The 17,987-nt window shown below is 74.2% G+C and carries 17 protein-coding genes and 1 riboswitch; of the genes, 13 read left to right on the top strand and 4 right to left on the bottom strand.

The genetic code is table 11. From position 1 onward, the window contains the following. Window positions 1-188: 188 nt before the first annotated feature. A complete protein-coding gene (locus tag MID12_RS30725; RefSeq protein WP_078845315.1) occupies window positions 189-1,112 on the top strand; it encodes a sirohydrochlorin chelatase in 924 nt (307 codons plus the stop codon). A 271-nt stretch (window positions 1,113-1,383) separates the two neighbouring features. Here MID12_RS30725 and MID12_RS30720 read toward each other — a convergent pair whose 3' ends face one another. Together MID12_RS30720 and MID12_RS30715 are read right to left on the bottom strand one after the other, a co-directional pair. After that, window positions 1,384-2,427, bottom strand: a complete 1,044-nt coding sequence (locus tag MID12_RS30720; RefSeq protein WP_040255345.1) for a lactonase family protein — start codon at window positions 2,425-2,427, stop codon at window positions 1,384-1,386. A 96-nt stretch (window positions 2,428-2,523) separates the two neighbouring features. Then, window positions 2,524-4,008 (bottom strand): FUSC family protein, encoded by a 1,485-nt coding sequence (locus tag MID12_RS30715; protein WP_263173553.1) that lies wholly within the window; start codon window positions 4,006-4,008, stop codon window positions 2,524-2,526. A 447-nt stretch (window positions 4,009-4,455) separates the two neighbouring features. Here MID12_RS30715 and MID12_RS30710 point away from each other — a divergent pair, with 447 nt between their 5' ends. From MID12_RS30710 to MID12_RS30690, 5 genes are all read left to right on the top strand, one after another. Continuing rightward, window positions 4,456-5,739, top strand: coding sequence for a hypothetical protein (locus MID12_RS30710; RefSeq protein ID WP_263172373.1), 1,284 nt, complete (start codon window positions 4,456-4,458; stop codon window positions 5,737-5,739). 50 nt (window positions 5,740-5,789) lie between these two features. After that, window positions 5,790-6,272 carry an RNA polymerase sigma factor gene (locus tag MID12_RS30705; protein WP_040255343.1) on the top strand — a complete coding sequence of 161 codons (483 nt, stop codon included), beginning with the start codon at window positions 5,790-5,792 and terminating at the stop codon, window positions 6,270-6,272. Then, on the top strand, window positions 6,259-7,158 hold the full coding sequence (locus MID12_RS30700) for a DUF4232 domain-containing protein (protein WP_263172372.1): 900 nt from the start codon (window positions 6,259-6,261) through the stop codon (window positions 7,156-7,158). Before MID12_RS30705 ends, MID12_RS30700 begins: the two co-directional genes overlap by 14 nt. A 92-nt stretch (window positions 7,159-7,250) precedes the next feature. Continuing rightward, window positions 7,251-8,294: an L-glyceraldehyde 3-phosphate reductase gene (gene mgrA, locus MID12_RS30695; protein WP_263172370.1), complete on the top strand. Its 1,044-nt coding sequence runs from the start codon at window positions 7,251-7,253 to the stop codon at window positions 8,292-8,294. 214 nt (window positions 8,295-8,508) lie between these two features. Next, window positions 8,509-9,030 (top strand): Lrp/AsnC family transcriptional regulator, encoded by a 522-nt coding sequence (locus MID12_RS30690; protein ID WP_040255340.1) that lies wholly within the window; start codon window positions 8,509-8,511, stop codon window positions 9,028-9,030. On the opposite strand, the gene cobF is transcribed toward MID12_RS30690, so the two are convergent. Beyond that, window positions 9,006-9,797 carry a precorrin-6A synthase (deacetylating) gene (gene cobF / locus MID12_RS30685; protein ID WP_263172367.1) on the bottom strand — a complete coding sequence of 264 codons (792 nt, stop codon included), beginning with the start codon at window positions 9,795-9,797 and terminating at the stop codon, window positions 9,006-9,008. The genes MID12_RS30690 and cobF overlap by 25 nt on opposite strands. A 178-nt stretch (window positions 9,798-9,975) precedes the next feature. Here cobF and MID12_RS30680 point away from each other — a divergent pair, with 178 nt between their 5' ends. From MID12_RS30680 to MID12_RS30655, 6 genes are all read left to right on the top strand, one after another. Continuing rightward, the gene (locus tag MID12_RS30680; RefSeq protein WP_263172365.1) at window positions 9,976-10,401 is read left to right on the top strand and encodes a hypothetical protein; all 426 of its coding nucleotides are present in this window, start codon (window positions 9,976-9,978) and stop codon (window positions 10,399-10,401) included. 86 nt (window positions 10,402-10,487) lie between these two features. After that, a riboswitch (cobalamin riboswitch) is annotated at window positions 10,488-10,665 on the top strand. Between the two features lie 199 nt (window positions 10,666-10,864). Further along, window positions 10,865-12,364, top strand: coding sequence for a CoA-acylating methylmalonate-semialdehyde dehydrogenase (locus tag MID12_RS30675; RefSeq protein ID WP_263172363.1), 1,500 nt, complete (start codon window positions 10,865-10,867; stop codon window positions 12,362-12,364). Window positions 12,365-12,368: 4 nt separating this feature from the next. Further along, entirely contained in the window at window positions 12,369-13,514 is a 1,146-nt protein-coding gene (locus MID12_RS30670; RefSeq protein WP_263172361.1) for an acyl-CoA dehydrogenase family protein, read from the top strand. Further along, on the top strand, window positions 13,511-14,590 hold the full coding sequence (locus tag MID12_RS30665; protein WP_263172360.1) for an enoyl-CoA hydratase/isomerase family protein: 1,080 nt from the start codon (window positions 13,511-13,513) through the stop codon (window positions 14,588-14,590). The genes MID12_RS30670 and MID12_RS30665 overlap by 4 nt, the downstream gene beginning before the upstream one ends. Then, complete coding sequence (gene mmsB, locus MID12_RS30660) at window positions 14,587-15,564, top strand: 3-hydroxyisobutyrate dehydrogenase (RefSeq protein ID WP_263172358.1); 978 nt, start codon at window positions 14,587-14,589, stop codon at window positions 15,562-15,564. Before MID12_RS30665 ends, mmsB begins: the two co-directional genes overlap by 4 nt. Then, complete coding sequence (locus MID12_RS30655) at window positions 15,561-16,340, top strand: enoyl-CoA hydratase (protein ID WP_263172355.1); 780 nt, start codon at window positions 15,561-15,563, stop codon at window positions 16,338-16,340. Before mmsB ends, MID12_RS30655 begins: the two co-directional genes overlap by 4 nt. A gap of 99 nt (window positions 16,341-16,439) precedes the next feature. Here MID12_RS30655 and MID12_RS30650 read toward each other — a convergent pair whose 3' ends face one another. Continuing rightward, window positions 16,440-17,165 carry a TetR/AcrR family transcriptional regulator gene (locus tag MID12_RS30650; RefSeq protein ID WP_263172353.1) on the bottom strand — a complete coding sequence of 242 codons (726 nt, stop codon included), beginning with the start codon at window positions 17,163-17,165 and terminating at the stop codon, window positions 16,440-16,442. Between the two features lie 87 nt (window positions 17,166-17,252). On the opposite strand from MID12_RS30650, the gene MID12_RS30645 reads away from it, so the two are divergent. After that, window positions 17,253-17,936 carry a hypothetical protein gene (locus MID12_RS30645; protein WP_145945180.1) on the top strand — a complete coding sequence of 228 codons (684 nt, stop codon included), beginning with the start codon at window positions 17,253-17,255 and terminating at the stop codon, window positions 17,934-17,936. The last annotated feature ends 51 nt before the right edge of the window (window positions 17,937-17,987 follow it).

Below are 17,987 nucleotides of genomic sequence, written 5' to 3'. Positions count from 1 at the left end.
CGGCGCGAAATCCGCCCGCGGTGGTACGCGGGCCGCCTTCGCGCGTCCGGCCGCCGCCGCGCGCCGCCTCATGACCAAAGCGCCAGGGGACGTACGCACTCCCCTTGCAAAGGAAATAACGGGCATATGCCGCGCACCCGTACCCTCCCCGAACAAGAGCGGCCGGTCAGCCAGTAGCATGCGGCGCCATGAGCTCCCCCACTGGGCCCTCCAACGGCCTGCCCGTACGAATGCCGCGACCCCGCCAGCCCGGTCGGCACCGCCGCCCGGAACCCGTGGTGGCGCCCGAGGGCGCGCCCTCCTTCGTCCTCGCGGTGCCGGGGACGCCGAGCGCGGCCACCCGGAGCCTCGCCGAGGAGGTCGTGAGCATCGCGCGCTCCGAGCTGCCCGGTCTCGACGGTCGGATCGGGTACCTCGACGGTGACGACGCGGAGTTCCCGACGCTGCAGACGGTGCTCGCGCAGACCGCGCAGGAGCGCACCGCGCGCTGGGAACTGGCCCGCGCCGCCGGTTCCGAGGAGCCGGCGCCCGACGGCCCCGTCGCGGTCGTGGTGCCGCTGCTCGCGGGTCCTGACGGCGCGCTGCTCCGCCGGATCCGGCAGGCGGTCAACGACAGCCGTACGGCCGCCGAGCTGACCGAGGTGCTCGGCCCGCACCCGCTGCTCGCCGAGGCGCTGCACGTACGCCTCTCCGAGGCCGGTCTCGCGCGGGCCGACCGGGCGCGGCTGTTCACCGTGGCCACGGCCGCCGACGGCATCATCCTCGCCTCGGTGGGCGGCGAGGACGCGGCCCAGGCGGCCGGTATCACGGGCATGCTCCTGGCCGCCCGGCTCGCGGTACCGGTGATGGCCGCGGCGCTGGACCAGGAGGGCTCGATCGCGGCCACCGCGGAGCAGCTGCGCTCCTCGGGCTCGGCCCAGCTGGCGCTCGCCCCGTACCTGATCGGCCCCGAGATCGACGAGAGCCTGCTGGCCTCGGCAGCTACCGAGGCGGGCTGCGGTACGGCCGAGCCGCTCGGCGCCTACCCGGCCATCGGCAAGCTGGCCCTGCAGAAGTACGCGACGGCGCTGGGCATCACGCCGCAGCAGCCGACGGGCGCGCCCAGCCACTGACGGCCGGGCCGCCACGCGGCCGAAGGGCCCCTTCCCGCCGGGATCAGGTGATCCGGCCGGGGAGGGGCCCTTCGCAGACCGGGGAGAGGCCTTTCGCACGTTCCCCTGCTCCCCCGTTCCCCCGCCTCTCCGCATCTCCGTCGTTCCCCCGCCTCTCCGCCTCTCCGTTCCCCCGTTTCCCGGTCGCGGAGAACCCGGGACCCGGCTCAGCCCAGCCCAGCTCAGCCCGGCACGGCCAAGCTCAACCCAGCTCAACCCAGCCCAACTCAGCTCAGCCGAAGATCACGCAGGACGGCGCGGGAGTGTCGAGGGACCCGCTGTGCTGCGGTACTCCGCTGTCCTGGTCGACGGTGAACCAGGCGACGTTGCCCGAGCGTTCGTTGGCGGTGTAGAGGTGGCGGCCGGAGGGCGAGAGGGCCAGTTCGCGGGGCCAGTGCCCGCCGCAGGGGACGGTGCCGACCAGTGAGAGGCGCTCGCCGTCGGCCGAGACGTTGAAGAGCGAGATCACGTCCTCGCCCCGGGTGGACACCCACAGGAACCGTCCGTCCGGCGCGACCACCACCTCGGAGGCCAGCGCGTCCCCGGCGGGCGCGTGCGGCAGCAGGGCGGCCTCGCCGAGCGGCCGCAGGCGGCCCCCGGCGGCGTCCCAGCGGCAGACGGTGAGGCTCGGGGTGAGTTCGTTGACCACGTAGACGATCTCCCCGGCCGGGTGGAAGGCCAGGTGGCGCGGGCCCGAGCCGGGGCGCAGCGCGGTCTCCCGGTGCGGCAGCGGCGCACCGGCCGCGTCGAGCGTGAAGACGTGGACGGAGTCGGTGCCGAGGTCGACACCGAGCGCCCAGCGCCCGCCGGGGGCGGCCACCACCTGGTGGGCGTGCGGCCCCTGCTGGCGCTGCGGGTGCGGGCCCGAGCCCTCGTACCGGAGCACCCCCGAGACCTCGGGGCCGGGGGTGCCCTCGGCGGTCAGCGGCACCGCCGAGACGCTGCCCGAGACGTAGTTGGCGGTCAGCAGATGCCCGGCGTAGCGGGTGAGGTGGGTGGGGCCGCTGCCGTGGACCGGCACCGGGCGTCCGGCCGCTTCGAGCCCCCCGGTGCGGAAGGCGGCCACCGCGCCCTCCTCGCTCTCGCTGACGGCGTACAGGAGGCCGCCCTCGGCCGAGAGCGCGAGGTACGAGGGGTCGGCCACCGCGTCGGTGGTGGCGAGGACGGTGAGCGCGCCGGTGTCCGGGTCGACGGCCGCCTCGGTGATGCCCGCGCCGCCCGCGGTGGTGAACGACCCGATGTAGGCGTACCCGCCCTGTCCCTCGCCCGCTGCCACGGCAACCCCTTCCGCTCGCCTGCTTCCGGGGGCCGACGCTAACAGCGGGCCGGGCCCGGGGCCGTGCCGTTCACGCCCGGTCGGGTGGGTCCGGGTTCAGGAGCGCGGGGCGGTGAGCAGCGGTGCCGCCAGCTCCGCGAGGGCCTTCTCCAGACCGTGCAGATGGACCAGGGCGGTGTCGCCGCCGGCGCCCTGGCGCGTCTCGCGGGCCTCGGCGACCGCGCGGTCGAGCCCGGTCTCGCCGGCGGTGAGCGCCTCGGCGGCCGCCTCCACGCGCCAGCAGGCGGCGGTCAGCCGGACGTCGTGCGAGGCGACCGGGTCGGCGGAGACGGCGACGAGGCCGCGCACCTCGCGGGCGCAGTCGTCGAGCAGCGCGATGACCTGGCGGGCCCGGGCCTTGCGGGCGCGGAAGGGGCTCAGCGGGTGGACGAGCGGGGCGAGCGCGAGGCGTACCCGGCCGAGGAGGAGTTCCAGCTCGGCGGCGTGCGGGGCCGGGTCGGCCGCGGGGTCGTGGGAGAGCCGGGCGGTCGCCGCGGCCGTGGCGGCGTGCACGCAGCCGAGGGCGCGCTGGATCCAGGCGTGGTTGGTGGCGTGGGTGGTCACGGGCAGGACGAGCAGCACGGCGAGCCCGGCGGCCACCGCGCCCACCGCGGTCTCGACGAGGCGGAGCACCAGCAGGTGGTGGTCGAGCACCCCGAGGAGCCCGTAGAGCAGACCGGCCATGACGGTGACCGCGAGCATCATCCAGGAGTACGAGACGGCGGCGGTGTAGAAGATCCCGAAGACGCAGAGGGCGACCAGGGCCGCGCTCGGGGCCGGGGCGCCGTGCAGCGGTACGGCGACGAGCAGGCCCACGGCGATGCCGATCACGGTGCCGAGGACCCGGCGGAAGCCGCGGACCAGCGTCTCGCCCCGGGAGGCCGTGTTGACGAAGGTCCACCAGACGGTGCCCACGGCCCAGTACCAGCGCTCCTCGGAGAAGGCCTGGCCGAGGGCGAGCGCGACCGCGCAGGCCGCGGTGGCCTGGAAGGCCTGCCGGGTGGTGGGCCGGGCCAGGCCGGTGCCGGGCAGGGCGGGCGGCGGCGCGGCGGGCGGGGTGCGCCGCTCGACGGGCCAGAGCAGGAAGCGCACGGCTCCGGCGGCGAGCAGGGCGAGGCCGATGGCGGCGTACAGCTCGGGCAGTTGGGCGGGGACGGCGTGCAGGAACTGCGCCATGAAGAAGTTCATGAAGGCGAAGATCCCGAGCGCGTGGCCGCGCGGTCCCCAGCGGCGGGCGTAGACCCCGCAGAAGACGACGGCGAGGAAGGCGAGGTCCCGGGCCGAGGCGAGTCCGTGCAGGGCGGTGGCCAGGGCGAGCACCGGGAAACCGGCGGCGGGCAGCAGCGCGGTGGTCGTGCGCTGGGCGCCGACGCTCGCGTCCTGGACGGTGAAGAGCGCGAGCAGCGCGGCGAGTCCCGCGGTGATCGAGGCGATCAGGGAGAAGCCGCTCAGCTCGGAGACGCAGACGGCGGCGCCGACGCCGAGGACCGCGCGGACCGAGGTCCGCAGCCTCAGGCGCCCCGGGTCCGGAGCCACGAACATCCTCTTCACGGCGGTCTGCCGCCCCCTTTGACGTCGGTGGCGCGCCTGCCGTCGCCGGGATGGGGCGGGCAGGCACGACGAGGGCGCCACGGGCCGGAGGCTTCGTTGCCGTCCGGCGCTCTACGCGGCGCCCTGATGAGTACGTGCTGGGGCCACAGATAGCACCCCGGGACCCGTTGGCTCAACAGAGGCCCTGAAGAGTGGGCCATTGGCTCAATCCGCCCTTGTCCTGGGGGCTGTTCGGCCGACCGGGCGAGCACCATCCGGCCGGTCGGACGGCTCGCACGGGGCCTACCCCCACACCCCGGACCGTGCGTAACCGATGCGCCACCGAGAGTGCCGTTATGCATTTGTGACAACTCGGGCCGGGGCCATGCGCTCTACGGAGGAGTGACCGGACGACCCCGCTCGGCGGTCGGCGCCGCTTCGTACCGAGGGACAGCACCCATGAGGCAGCAGCAGAACAGGCACGGACGCGAGAGCTCCCGCTCCGGCGGGCTGACCCGGCGGGGGCTGCTCGGCGCCGGGACCGCCGGGCTCGCGGCGGCCGGGACGTACGCCTTCGCGCGCCATGCCAGGGACGGCACCCTCCCCTCGGGAACCACGCCCGGCACCTCGGGGGACGGCGGCCCCGCGTCCTCGCCGAGCGAGGACGCGCCGCGCCTGATAGGCGACGGCTCGACGGCCGACACCGGGGAGCAGCCGGGGCGCACCGCCGTGAAGCCGCTGGCGAAGGGCGAGCGTCCGCCGCAGTTCGTGGTGCTCTCCTGGGACGGGGCGGGCGCCCTCGACGACGGGCTCTTCGGCCGGTTCCGGAAAATCGCGCGGGAGATCGACGCGCATATGACCTTCTTCCTCTCCGGGATCTATCTGCTGCCCGAGTCGAGGAAGGACCGCTACCGGCCGCCGAACAATCCGGTCGGGGCCTCCGACATCGGTTATCTCAGCGACGGCCATATCAAGGAGACGCTGCGGCAGGTGCGTTCGGCGTGGCTGGAGGGCCATGAGATCGGCACGCACTTCAACGGGCATTTCTGCTCGGGCAGCGGTTCGGTGGCCCACTGGTCGCCGCAGATGTGGCACGAGGAGATAGCGCAGGCGACCTCCTTCGTCACCGAATGGCGGACCCACACCGGATTCACCGACGGGGAACCGCTGCCCTTCGACTACCGCAAGGAACTCGTCGGCGGCCGCACCCCCTGCCTGCTCGGCCAGCGCAATCTGCTGCCGACCGCGCGGCGGCTCGGCTGGCGCTACGACGCCAGCTCCACCGGCGGCACCCAGGTGTGGCCCGGAAAACTGGGCGGGCTGTGGAACTTCCCGCTCCAGGCGGTGCCCTTCCCCGGGCACGACTTCGAAGTGCTCACCATGGACTACAACATGATGGCCAACCAGTCGGGGAACGCGACCAACGGCAGCCTCAACTCCCGTGCCCGCTGGCGGGAGGAGGCCCGCGGCGCCTATCGCGCGGGTTTCCGGCGCGCCTATGAGGGAAACCGTGCCCCGCTGTTCATCGGCAACCATTTCGAGACCTGGAACGGCGGCATCTACATGGACGCCGTCGAGCTCTTCCTCAAAGACATCGCGGACACTCCCGAGGTCCGCTTCGTCTCCTTCCGGGAGTTGTGCGACTGGCTGGAGGCGCAGAGTGCCGCGGTGCTCGCCAGGCTGCGTACCCTCGGCGTGGGCCGGGGGCCGGACGGCGGCTGGACCAGTGTCACCGGCGGATGAGCGCGGTCGACGGCGACTGCCCGGCGCAGCGGGGAGGACAGGGCGTACGCGTGGCGGAATCGACCGAAGCGGCGGCACTCTTCGAGGAGTTCTACGCGCGGCTGGCCGGCTGGTGCCGCTCCCTGGTGGGCAGTGAGGCGCTGGCCCACGACATCGCGAGCGAGGCCTTCACCCGGCTCTGGTCGCGCTGGGGCCGGGTGGACGAGCCGCGGGCGTACCTCTACACGATCGCCTCGAACCTGATCAAGGACCACTGGCGGCGCACGGAGCGCGAACGGCGCACGCTCCAGCGCATCGGCAGCACCGCGGAGGAGGCGCAGTCCCCCGCCGACAGCGCCACCGACATCCGCGACCTGGTCCAGTCGCTGCCGAAGCGGCTGCGGACCCCCGTCCTGCTCCACTACTACGCCGACCTACCGGTGCTCCGGATCGCGGAGGTCCTCGGCCGCAGCAGCGGCAGCGTCAAGACCGACCTCCACCGCGCACGACAGCTGCTGCGAGCGGAATTGAGGGACATCCATGACATCTCCTGAGGACCCCCGCGACCTGCCCGGGCCGGACCGCTCCCCCGTGGGCCCCGGAGCCGAGCAGGAGGAATCCGCCGAGATCCGGGCGGCCTTCGCTCGTCCGTCGACCCCGCTGCCGCCCCCGCCGGGCGCCTTCGCCCGGATCCGCCGCCGGGCCGCGGCGCGGCGCAGGCGCCGGGTGCTCACCGTCGCCGTGGTGGCCTGCGGGGCGGCCCTCGCCACGGTCACGGTGCCCGCCGGGTTCCTCACCGACAGGCTGGGCACCCTCTCCGACCACTTCGGCTCCGGCGGCGACGGCACCGGACCGCCCGCCGAGCGCGTCGTCCCCGCCGGCGACCCGCCCGCCACCGGCCGGAGCCCGGAGAGCCCCCGGGAGTCCTCCTCCGGCCCCGCCCGGACGCCCTCGCCCCGCCCCTCGGACAGCTCAGGACCACCGGAGGACGAGGCCACGGGACCGGCGGCCCCGAAGACCCCGCAGTGCTCCGGCGCGATCCTCGCCCTGAGCCGTCAGCGCTCCGAACAGGCCGCCGGTTCGCGGTACATGACCCTCCGGCTGGTGAACGCGGACGGCCCGGTCTGCACCACCCGGGGCTTCCCCGGTGTCTCCCTGGCCAAGGGGCCGGACCGCACCCGGGTGGGCAGCCCCGCCGAGCGGAGCGGCGGGCCCGGCGAGCGGATCACCCTGGCGCGGGGCGAGGCGGCGAGCTTCGTCGTGCAGCTGGCGGACACCGGCGCCTACGGGAGGGACAGGTGCCGGCCGGGCGGGGCCGACAGCCTGCGGGTGTACCTGCCGGGGCGCCGCGAGTCCGTCTTCCTGGAGGTGAACGGGCTGCGCACCTGCACGGCGGAGGGGTACCGAACGCTCCACGTCACCGCGCTCACCCGGTCCTGAGCAGGGCGGCAGGGCGGACCGGTGAGAGGATTTCCGTCGGCACGCCGGGACCCGGCAGGCCCGAACGCGAGTACGTGAGGAAGAGCGACGCCATGGACACCGACACGACGCGCCCGTACGGGGCCGCCGAGGACCGCTACGCGACGATGGACTACCGGCGCACCGGCCGCAGCGGGCTGAAGCTGCCCGCCGTCTCGCTGGGGCTGTGGCACAACTTCGGCGACGACCGGGCCCTGGAGAACCAGCGGGCGATCCTGCGCCGCGCCTTCGACCTGGGCGTGACCCACTTCGACCTCGCCAACAACTACGGTCCCCCGCCCGGCTCGGCGGAGCTCAACTTCGGCAAGCTCTTCGCCCAGGACTTCGCCCCGTACCGCGATCAGCTGGTGCTCTCCACCAAGGCGGGCTATCTGATGCACCCCGGGCCCTACGGCGAGTGGGGCTCGCGCAAGTACCTGCTCTCCTCGCTCGACGCCTCGCTGCGGCGGATGGGCGTCGACTACGTCGACATCTTCTACTCGCACCGCTTCGACGCCGAGACCCCGCTCGAGGAGACGATGGGCGCGCTGGCCTCCGCGGTGCAGCAGGGCAAGGCCCTCTACGTGGGCGTCTCCTCCTACACCGCGGAGCAGACCGCCGAGGCGGTGCGGATCCTGCGGGAGCTGGGCGTGCGGCCGCTGATCCACCAGCCCTCGTACTCGATGCTCAACCGCTGGATCGAGGACGACGGGCTGCTCGGCGTCCTGGAGGAGTCGGGCATGGGCTGCATCGCCTTCGCCCCGCTCGCCCAGGGGCTGCTGACCGGCAAGTACCTCGACGGGATCCCGGAGGGCTCGCGCGCGACGCAGGGCAAGTCCCTGGACCCGGGGCTGCTCGACGAGGACACCGTGGGCCGGCTGCGCGGGCTCGCGGGGGTCGCCGAGCGGCGCGGCCAGAAGCTCTCGCAGCTGGCCCTGAACTGGGTGCTGCGCGACAGCCGGGTGACCTCCGCCCTGATCGGCGCCTCCAGCGTGGAGCAGCTGGAGGAGAACCTCGCGGCGCTGAGCGCCCCGCCGCTGACCGCCGCCGAACTCGACGAGATCGACGGCTTCGCGGTCAGCAAGGAGGGCGTGAACATCTGGGCCGCCCGGTCCTGAGCCACCGCCCACGGGGTCAGGACCCCGGCGCCCCCGGCAGGGAGAATGGCGCCGCGGGTCCTGACCCGGCGCCGTCGGCGGGCCGGCGCTCCGCGGCGCCACCGCTGGGGCCGCGGTAGGCACCCGCCGACCGGTGGCACCACACAAGCCGCGCCCGCTGTGCCATGGGTACGGTCACCACCTCTGCCGCCGGTCCCCGAGGAGCCAACGGAACATGCCCGTGGACGCACTGGACACCCGGATCCTGCGGCTGCTGCTCGAACAGCCCCGCACCTCGGTACGCGAGTACGCCCGCATCCTGGGCATCGCCCGGGGAACCCTCCAGGCGCGGCTCGACCGGATGGAGCGGGAGGGCGTCATCACCGCGGGCGGGCCCGCGCTCTCCCCGGCGGCCCTGGGGCATCCGGTGCTCGCCTTCGTGCACATCGAGGTCACCCAGGGGCACCTGGACGCGGTGGGCAACGCCCTCGCCGCGGTGCCGGAGATCATCGAGGCGCACTCCATCGCGGGCGGCGGGGACCTGCTCACCCGCGTGGTGGCCCGGGACAACGGCCATCTGGAGGACGTGATCCAGCAGTTGATCAGCATGCCGGGCGTGGTGCGCACCCGTACCGAGGTGGCCCTGCGCGAGCGCGTGCCGCGGCGGCTGCTGCCCCTGGTGGCGGCGATCGGGCGGGCCGCCTCGGCGCCGGGGCGCGGCGCTGAGGGTGCTCAGCCCTCGCCGCCCTCCGGCTGAAGCCGCAGCAGATAGGTGTCCATGATCCAGCCGTGCCGGGCGCGGGCCTCGGCGCGCAGGCGCGTGATGCGCTCGGCGACCTCGTCCAGCGGCCCGGCCACCAGGATCTCGTCCGGGGTGCCGAGATAGGCGCCCCAGTAGATCCAGACGCCCTCGCCCGTGAGCCGGGTGTAGGCCTCCTGGGCGTCGAGCATGACCACCAGGTCGCCGTCGTCGTTCGGGAAGTCCTCGGCCAGCCGCCGCCCGGGGGTGAGGCGGACGGGGCGGCCGACCCGGTTGAGGGTGATCCGGTGGCGTGCGGCGAGCGCCGAGACGCTGCTGATGCCGGGGACCACCTCGTGGTCGAAGTCCACGGTCCCGCGGGCGCGGATGTCCGCCAGGACGGCGAGGGTGCTGTCGTAGAGCGCCGGGTCGCCCCAGACCAGGAAGGCGCCGGTGCCGCCGGGGGCGAGTTCCTCCCGGATCAGCCGCTCGCAGACATCGGCCCGGCGCCGCCGCCAGTCGTGCACCGCCGAGGTGTAGCCCGCGCGGTCCTCCTGCGCGCGGTCCCGCCAGGGGTCGGCCGCCTCGACGATCCGGTACGGGCCGCTGAGGTGCTCGTCGAGGATCTCGCGGCGCAGCCGGGTCAGCGACTCCTTCTCCCGGCCCTTGCCGAGGACGAAGAAGACCTCGGCCCGGCGCATCGCCTTCACCGCGGCGAGGGTGAGGTGGTCGGGGTCGCCGGCGCCCATGCCGATGACGAGGATGCGGCGTTCTTGCGTACTCATGTCTCCCTCGGGCCCGCCACCGCGCGGCGGCCTCGGCTCGCTGTCTTCCCTGGCCGATCGGCCTCCCATCCAAGCATCCGCGGCGGGCGGCGGCGGGCCCGCGGTCCCCGCACAAGTCACTGGCCGCGCCGGGTACGGGAGTTGTAGCGTGCCGCCATGATGACGCACCGAAAGGTCCATGCCGCGTAGGCGCCCTTCCGCCCTGCGGGGCGAGACTCCCGTACCGCGCCCCCGTCGGCGCCGGTTCCCTCCGGTCGGCCCGGTCTCCGGATCCTGTGTCGCGGCCCTGTGCCGCCTGGAGCGGACCCGCCTGTGGCCGGAGGCGACCGCCGAGGCCTTCTGGCACTGGCGGGCCCTGGCCCACGGCCCCCTGCGCCGGGTGGCCGATCCCCCCTTCGGCGCCCCGAGTTGCGGCATCCCGGAGTGCGGCTGCGACCCCGGCTACTTCCGCGACCGGCTGGAACTCGCGCTCCATCTGCTGCCCCGCAAGAGCGCCCGCGAGCTGCGCGCGCTGCTGCGGCCGCTCGACGAGAAGATCCTGGCCAGGGCCCGGATCATCCGCGCGGACGGCCCGGACGACCCCTGGTGGCGGGGAGAGCTGTGAGCATCCGCCGCCATCGGGCGGGCCGCGGCCGGAAATCACGTCCGGGGCCGGGCCGGGGTGGACTTACTAGGACGTCCAACTATATGTTCGTGACCAAGGCCCGCGGTGTCAGGGAAGCCGGTGCGATTCCGGCGCGGTCCCGCCACTGTGACCGGGGAGTTCGTCCTCGCAGGACACGCCACTGACGGAGAGATCCGTCGGGAAGGCAAGGGGACGCGCGCTGATCCGGGAGTCAGGATACCGGCCGCGGGATGTTCCGTGTTTCCACGAGGATGGAGCAGACACGCATGGCACCGGTCCGTACCCACGACCTGGGTGATCCGCTTCGGCACGCGCGACTGCGCACCGCCTGACGGCACTTCGTCTCCGCGTCTTCCCGGCCGACCACGGCCGCGCGCTGCCGCGCGCGCCGCCGGTCCGCCCTGCCATCCCCCGGATCCCACCTGACGAGAGCAGGCTTTCCATGGTCCGTGAACTGACCCATTTCATCGGCGGCAAGCACACCCCGGGGACCTCGGGTGCGTACGGCGATGTCTTCGACCCCAACACCGGCGAGGTGCAGGCCAGGGTGCCGCTGGCCGGCCGCGCCGAGACCGGGGCGGCCGTCGCGGACGCCGCCGGGGCGCAGCGCGAGTGGGGCGAGTGGAACCCGCAGCGCCGCGCCCGGGTCCTGCTGCGCTTCCTCCAACTCGTCGAGGGCGAGAAGGAGTCGCTGGCCCGGCTGCTCTCCGCCGAGCACGGCAAGACCGTCGCGGACGCGCACGGCGACCTGGCGCGCGGCCTCGACGTGGTGGAGTTCGCCGCGGGCATCCCGCACCTGCTCAAGGGCGAGTTCACCGACAACGCCGGGGCCGGGATCGACGTCCACTCGCTGCGGCGCCCGCTCGGCGTGGTCGCGGGCATCACCCCCTTCAACTTCCCCGCGATGATCCCGCTGTGGAAGGCGGCGCCCGCCCTGGCCTGCGGCAACTCCTTCGTCCTCAAGCCCTCCGAGCGCGACCCCTCGGTGCCGCTGCGGCTCGCGGAACTCTTCCTGGAGGCGGGCCTGCCGCCGGGCGTCCTCAATGTCGTCAACGGCGGCAAGGAGGCCGTCGACACCCTCCTGGAGGACCCGCGCGTCCAAGCGCTCGGCTTCGTCGGCTCCACGCCGATCGCCGCGCACATCTACGCCACCGCCGCCGCGCACGGCAAGCGGGCGCAGTGCTTCGGCGGCGCCAAGAACCACATGATCGTGATGCCCGACGCGGATCTCGACCAGGCCGTGGACGCGCTGGTCGGCGCGGGCTACGGCTCGGCGGGCGAGCGGTGCATGGCGATCTCGGTGGCGGTGCCGGTCGGCGAGGAGACCGCCGAGGCGCTGGTCGCCCGCCTCAAGGAGCGGATCGGCTCCCTGCGCATCGGCCGCAGCGACGACCCGGCGGCGGACTTCGGCCCGCTGGTCGGCCGGGACGCTGTCGACCGGGTCCGCGGCTATGTGGACCTCGGTGTCCGGGAGGGCGCCGAACTCGTCGTGGACGGGCGGGACTTCACGCTCGAGGGGCACGAGGGCGGCTTCTTCGCCGGGGCCTCGCTCTTCGACAGGGTCACCCCGGGGATGCGGATCTACCAGGAGGAGATCTTCGGCCCGGTCCTCTCGGTGGTCCGCGCCGCCGACTACGAGGAGGCCCTGCGGCTGCCCACCGAGCACGCCTACGGCAACGGCGTCGCGCTCTTCACCCGGGACGGCGACACGGCCCGCGACTTCACCCGGCGGGTGGACACCGGCATGGTCGGCGTCAATGTGCCGATCCCGGTGCCGGTGGCCTACCACACCTTCGGCGGCTGGAAGCGGTCCGGCTTCGGCGACCTGGGGCAGCACGGCCCGGACGCGGTCCGCTTCTACACCCGTACCAAGACCGTCACCTCGCGCTGGCCCTCCGGGGCCAAGGAGGGCGCGAGCTTCACCATCCCGACCATGGGGTGACGGCATGACCACTCTCCTCAACGAGGACCAACTCGCCGTCGTCGAGACCACCTTGGACTTCGCCCGCGAGCATCTCGCCCCGGGCGCCCTCGGCTGGGACCAGGACAAGCACTTCCCCGTCGACGTGCTCCGCAAGGCCGCGGGGCTCGGCCTCGGCGGGGTCTACGTCCGCGAGGACCTGGGCGGTTCGGGGCTCTCCCGCGCCGACGGGGTGCTGATCTTCGAGGCGCTGGCCACCGGCTGCCCCTCGATCGCGGGCTACCTCTCCATCCACAACATGGTCGGCTGGATGATCGACCGCTACGGCTCCCCCGCCCAGCGGGCCCGCTTCCTGCCCGCGCTGTGCGCCATGGAGCAGCTCGGCAGCTACTGCCTCACCGAACCGGGCGCGGGCTCCGACGCCGCCGCGCTGCGCACCCGCGCGGTGCGCGACAAGGACCACTGGGTGCTGACCGGGGTGAAGCAGTTCATCTCCGGGGCGGGCGCCTCCCAGGTGTACGTGGTCATGGCGCGCACCGGCGCGGACGGGCCCGGCGGGATCTCGGCCTTCCTCGTCGAACGCGACGACCCCGGCGTCTCCTTCGGCCCGAACGAACGCAAGATGGGCTGGAACGCCCAGCCCACCCGGCAGGTCCTGCTCGACGGGGTGCGGCTGCCCGCCGACCGGCTGCTCGGGCCGGAGGGCGGCGGCTTCCGGATCGCCATGAACGGCCTCAACGGCGGCCGCCTCGGCATCGCCGCCTGCTCGCTCGGCGGCGCGCAGAACGCCCTGGACCGGGGCCTGGCCTATCTGCGCGACCGGGAGGCCTTCGGCGCCACCCTGCTGGACGCCCAGGCCCTGCAGTTCCGGCTCGCCGACATGGCCACCGAACTCGCCGCCGCCCGGGCCCTCGTACGGCAGGCCGCGGACGCCCTCGACCAGGGCACCGCGGACGCCCCGCAGCTGTGCGCCATGGCCAAGCGCTTCGCCACCGACACCGGCTTCTCCGTCGCCGACCGGGCGCTGCAACTGCACGGCGGATACGGCTACTTGGCCGAGTACGGGGTGGAGAAGATCGTCCGGGACCTGCGGGTCCACCAGATCCTGGAAGGGACCAACGAGATCATGCGCGTCATCGTCGCCCGGAGCCTGACGGGAGCACGCGGATGAGCGAGCCCACCGAGGCCCCGGTGCAGGTCCGGGTCGAGGGCGGCCTCGGCCGGCTCGTCCTGAACCGGCCGCGGGCCCTGAACGCCCTGACCCACGAGATGGTCGAACTGCTCGCCGCCGCCCTCGACGACTGGGAGCACGACCCGGCGGTCCGGGCCGTCGTCCTGAGCGGCGCCGGGGAGCGCGGACTCTGCGCGGGCGGCGACATCCGCGCCATCCACGAGGACGCCCGCACCGGCGGCGGGGAGGCCTCGACCGCCTTCTGGCGCGCCGAGTACCGCCTCAACGCCCGGATCGCGCGCTATCCCAAGCCGTACGTCGCCCTGATGGACGGCATCGTGATGGGCGGCGGCGTCGGGGTCTCCGCGCACGGCAGCGTCCGCATCGTCACCGAGCGCTCCAAGGTGGCCATGCCGGAGACCGGGATCGGCTTCGTCCCGGACGTCGGCGGCACCTATCTGCTCGCCCTCGCACCCGGCGAGCTGGGCACCCATCTCGCCCTCACCGGTGCGGTGTCGGGCGCACGGGACGCGCTGGTCTGCGGCCTCGCCGACCACTTCGTACCCTCCGCGCGGCTCCCGGCCTTCCTCGACGCGCTGCGCGGGGGCTCCGTAGCGGAGGCGGTCCGCGCCCAGGTGCGCGAGGCCCCGCCCGGGCAGTTGGAGGAGCAGCGCGAGTGGATCGACCACTGCTACGCCGCGGACACGGTCGAGGAGATCGTGGACCGGCTGCACGCGAGCGGGGCCCCGGCCGCCGAACAGGCCGCGGCGACCCTGCTCACCAAGTCCCCCACCGCGCTCAAGGTCACCCTGGCCGCCCTGCGCCGCGCCCGTGGACTCGGGCCGCTGGAGCGGGTGTTGGAGCAGGAGTACCGGATCTCCACGGCGGCGCTCTCCTCCCCCGACCTGGTGGAGGGCATCCGCGCCCAGGTGATCGACAAGGACCGCGACCCGCACTGGTCCCCGGCCACCCTCACCGAGGTGACCGAGGAGCTGGTGGAGCGGTTCTTCGCCCCGCTCGGTGCGGGCGAACTCGCCCTCGCCGCCGACGACTTCCCCCAGGAGGTGCCCTGGTGACCACGACCGCCGCTTTCCTCGGCCTCGGCCACATGGGCGGCCCCATGGCCGCCAATCTCGTCAAGGCCGGGCACCGCGTGCTCGGCTACGACCCCGTCCCCGAGGCACTGGCCGCCGCGGCCGAGGCCGGGGTCGAGCCCGCCGCCTCCGCGGCCGCCGCCGCGGCCGGGGCCGAGGTGGTCCTCACCATGCTGCCCGCCGGACGCCAGGTCCTCGATCTCTACGGCGAGGGCGGTCTGCTCGCCGCGGCGCGGCCCGGCACCCTCTTCGTGGACTGCTCGACCATCGACGTCGCCGACTCCCGCGCCGCCCACCGAGCCGCGGTCACCGCGGGGCACCGGGCCCTGGACGCCCCGGTCTCCGGCGGGGTGATGGGCGCCGAGGCGGCCACCCTCACCTTCATGGCGGGCGGCGGCGAGGCCGAGTTCGCCGCGGCCGAGCCGCTGCTCGCGGCCATGGGCCGCAAGGTGGTGCACTGCGGCGGCGCGGGCGCCGGTCAGGCCGCCAAGATCTGCAACAACATGATCCTCGGCATCTCGATGATCGCGGTCAGCGAGGCCTTCGTCCTCGCCGACAGCCTCGGCCTCTCCGACCAGGCGCTCTTCGACGTGGCCTCGGCCGCCTCCGGCCAGTGCTGGGCGCTGACCGTCAACTGCCCGGTGCCCGGGCCGGTTCCGGGCAGCCCGGCCAACCGCGACTACCGGCCCGGCTTCGCCGCACCGCTGATGGCCAAGGACCTCGGCCTCGCCGCCAACGCCGCCCGCGCGGGCGGGGTCGACACCGAACTCGGCCTGCGGGCAGCGGCCTTGTACGCGGCCTACGCCGAAGGCGAGGGCGCCGACCGGGACTTCTCCGGGATCGTCCGGTCCATCCGGGCCCGTTCTGCCACCGGACCCGCGCGGCACTCCGGCGGACAGGCCTTCCCCGACCAGCCCCACCCCCAACAGCACAACGAGAAGGACGAGTTGACATGAGCGAGCCCTACGAGACGATCCTCGTCGAACGCAAGGGCCGCACCGCCCTGCTCACCCTGAACCGGCCCGAGGCGCTGAACGCGCTCAACCTCCGGGTGATGGAGGAGGTCGTCGCGGCGACCCGGGAGCTGGACCGGGACCCGGAGGTCGGCTGCCTGGTCCTCACCGGCTCCGCGAAGGCCTTCGCGGCCGGGGCGGACATCAAGGAGATGGAGCCGCAGCAGTACCTGGACATGTACCTCAGCGACTGGTTCGCCGCCTGGGACCAGCTCGGGCAGCTGCGCACCCCGACGGTCGCCGCGGTGGGCGGCTACGCGCTGGGCGGCGGCTGCGAGTTGGCCATGCTCTGCGATGTGCTGCTCGCCGCCGACACCGCCGTCTTCGGCCAGCCGGAGATCAAGCTCGGCGTGATCCCGGGCATCGGCGGCTCCCAGCGGCTGACCCGCGCCGTCGGCAAGGCCAAGGCGATGGAGCTGTGCCTGACCGGCCGCACCATGGACGCCGAGGAGGCCGAACGCGCCGGACTCGTCTCGCGGATCGTGCCCGCCGGGGAACTCCTCGCCGAGGCGCTCGCGGTCGCGGAGACCATCGCGGGCATGTCCGCCCCGGTGGCGATGATGGCCAAGGAGGCCGTGAACCGCTCCTTCGAGACCACCCTCGCCGAGGGCGTGCGCTTCGAACGCCGCCTGTTCCACGCGGTGTTCGCGACCGCCGACCAGAAGGAGGGCATGCGGGCCTTCAGCGAGAAGCGCCCGCCGGAGTTCCGGCACGGCTGAGCACGGGCGCCCGGCGGGGGCAGGTGGCTTTCCGCCGGGCGCTGCGAGGCGCCCGCGCGGCCGCGGGCCGGGCCCGCCGGGCGCCGTCCCGGCGCACCTTCACCCCTCGCGGTCCGGTGCGCCCCCGGGCCACCCCATCAGCAGCGCCCGGTGCACCCGCAGCACCGTCCCCTCCAACTCCGGGAGGGCGGCGGTGCGCCGGGCGCGCACCTCCACGGCGACGAGTTCGTGCAGGGCGCCGATGACCGCGGTGTAGGCGGCGTCCGGGGCCTCGGCCCAGTCGGGGTGGTCGGTGCGCGCCGCCTCGTACCAGCGGCGGGTCAGCTCGGCGAAGCGGCGGTGCGCGGCGGCGAAGCGCTCCAGGGCGGCGGGCCCGGCGGCCAGCCCCTCGACCAGGAAGACCCGGGCGAACTCCGGCTCCCCGGCGAGGAATCGGAGGTAGGCGCCGAGTCCGGCCCGCAGCGGCGCCAGCGGCTCGGGGGACTGCCCCGCCGCCGCCACCGCCTCGGCGACGCGGCGGAACATCAGGGCGACACCCAGGTCGGCGGCGGCCAGGAAGCAGGCCTGCTTGTCCGCGAAGTGCGCGTAGAAGGCCTTGCGGGAGACCCGTGCGCGGCGGACCACGTCCGCGATCATGACCGCCGGGTAGCCCTGCTCGGCGGTTGCCGCGATCATGGCGCGAACCAGCCGGTCCCGCTGCGCGGATCGCACCTCCTCGCTGCTCAGGCTGCTCCGCCCGCGAGGCAGCCCTGGCCGGTTCTCATGGGTGCGGCCGAGCGAGCCGAGGGCCGGTTCGCTCGGGCCGGATGCCGGGTCGTTGTGCATAGCTTCAGAAGTACCCTAGAGTTTCTTTGAGTTGGGGCGGCCGCCCCGACAGGACTCTACGTGCGTGAGCCGACCCCAGGAGGCCCCGTGAGCAGGCGAGGAAAGAGCACCTTCCGCAGGATGAACGCCCTTGTGCTGGGCCTGGTGACCGTGGCCGCGGGGGCGGTGGTCCCGCTCGTGGTGGTCGGCGGCGCCTCGACCGCCGACGCCGCCCTGCGCAAGCGGGTCGACACCGACTACACGCTGCTGCGCCGCGCCCCGCGCTCCTATGTGATCGGCACGGCCTACCGGGACTGGACCGTGGACGTCCACGGGGAGCAGGACGCCGGCTACCGCTGGGCCCGCGTCCACGGCGACCTCAACAGCTGCCTGTGGATCTACTCGGGCGCGCTCTCCGGGGACGCCGCCCAGGCCGACAGCTGCGGCGCGGCGGCGACCATGCCGGTCGAGCAGTTCACCAACGGCCAGATAGGCGGCAGCGACACCGACGGCGCGAGCGTGGCGACCGTGGCCGGTGCCAACTGCGCCACCTGGGACGGCAGTCACATCCGCGGCTACGGCAACGTACGCCCCTGGGAGGTCCCGAGCGCGCCCAGCGCCCCGGTGGACGGACAGGTGGCGGTGGGGCAGACCGTGCAGTGGCGCTATGTCTCCCGGGACGGCCAGTGGGTGATGGTCCGCGACCCGCGCGCGGGCGACACCGAGGGCGTCGGCCAGCAGGGCTGGTACTTCATCCCGCGCGACTGCCTGCCCGCCCAGCTCCCCTCATGACCCGGGGCGGGCACCGCCCGCTCCACCGGGGCGAGCAGCGCCCCGGCCACC

Origin of the sequence: Streptomyces sp. SCSIO ZS0520, from assembly GCF_025643355.1 — a bacterium.
GTDB lineage: Bacteria > Actinomycetota > Actinomycetes > Streptomycetales > Streptomycetaceae > Streptomyces > Streptomyces physcomitrii.
Note: the sequence above shows the minus strand (reverse complement) of the source record. Positions and strands in the feature narration are given on the sequence as shown.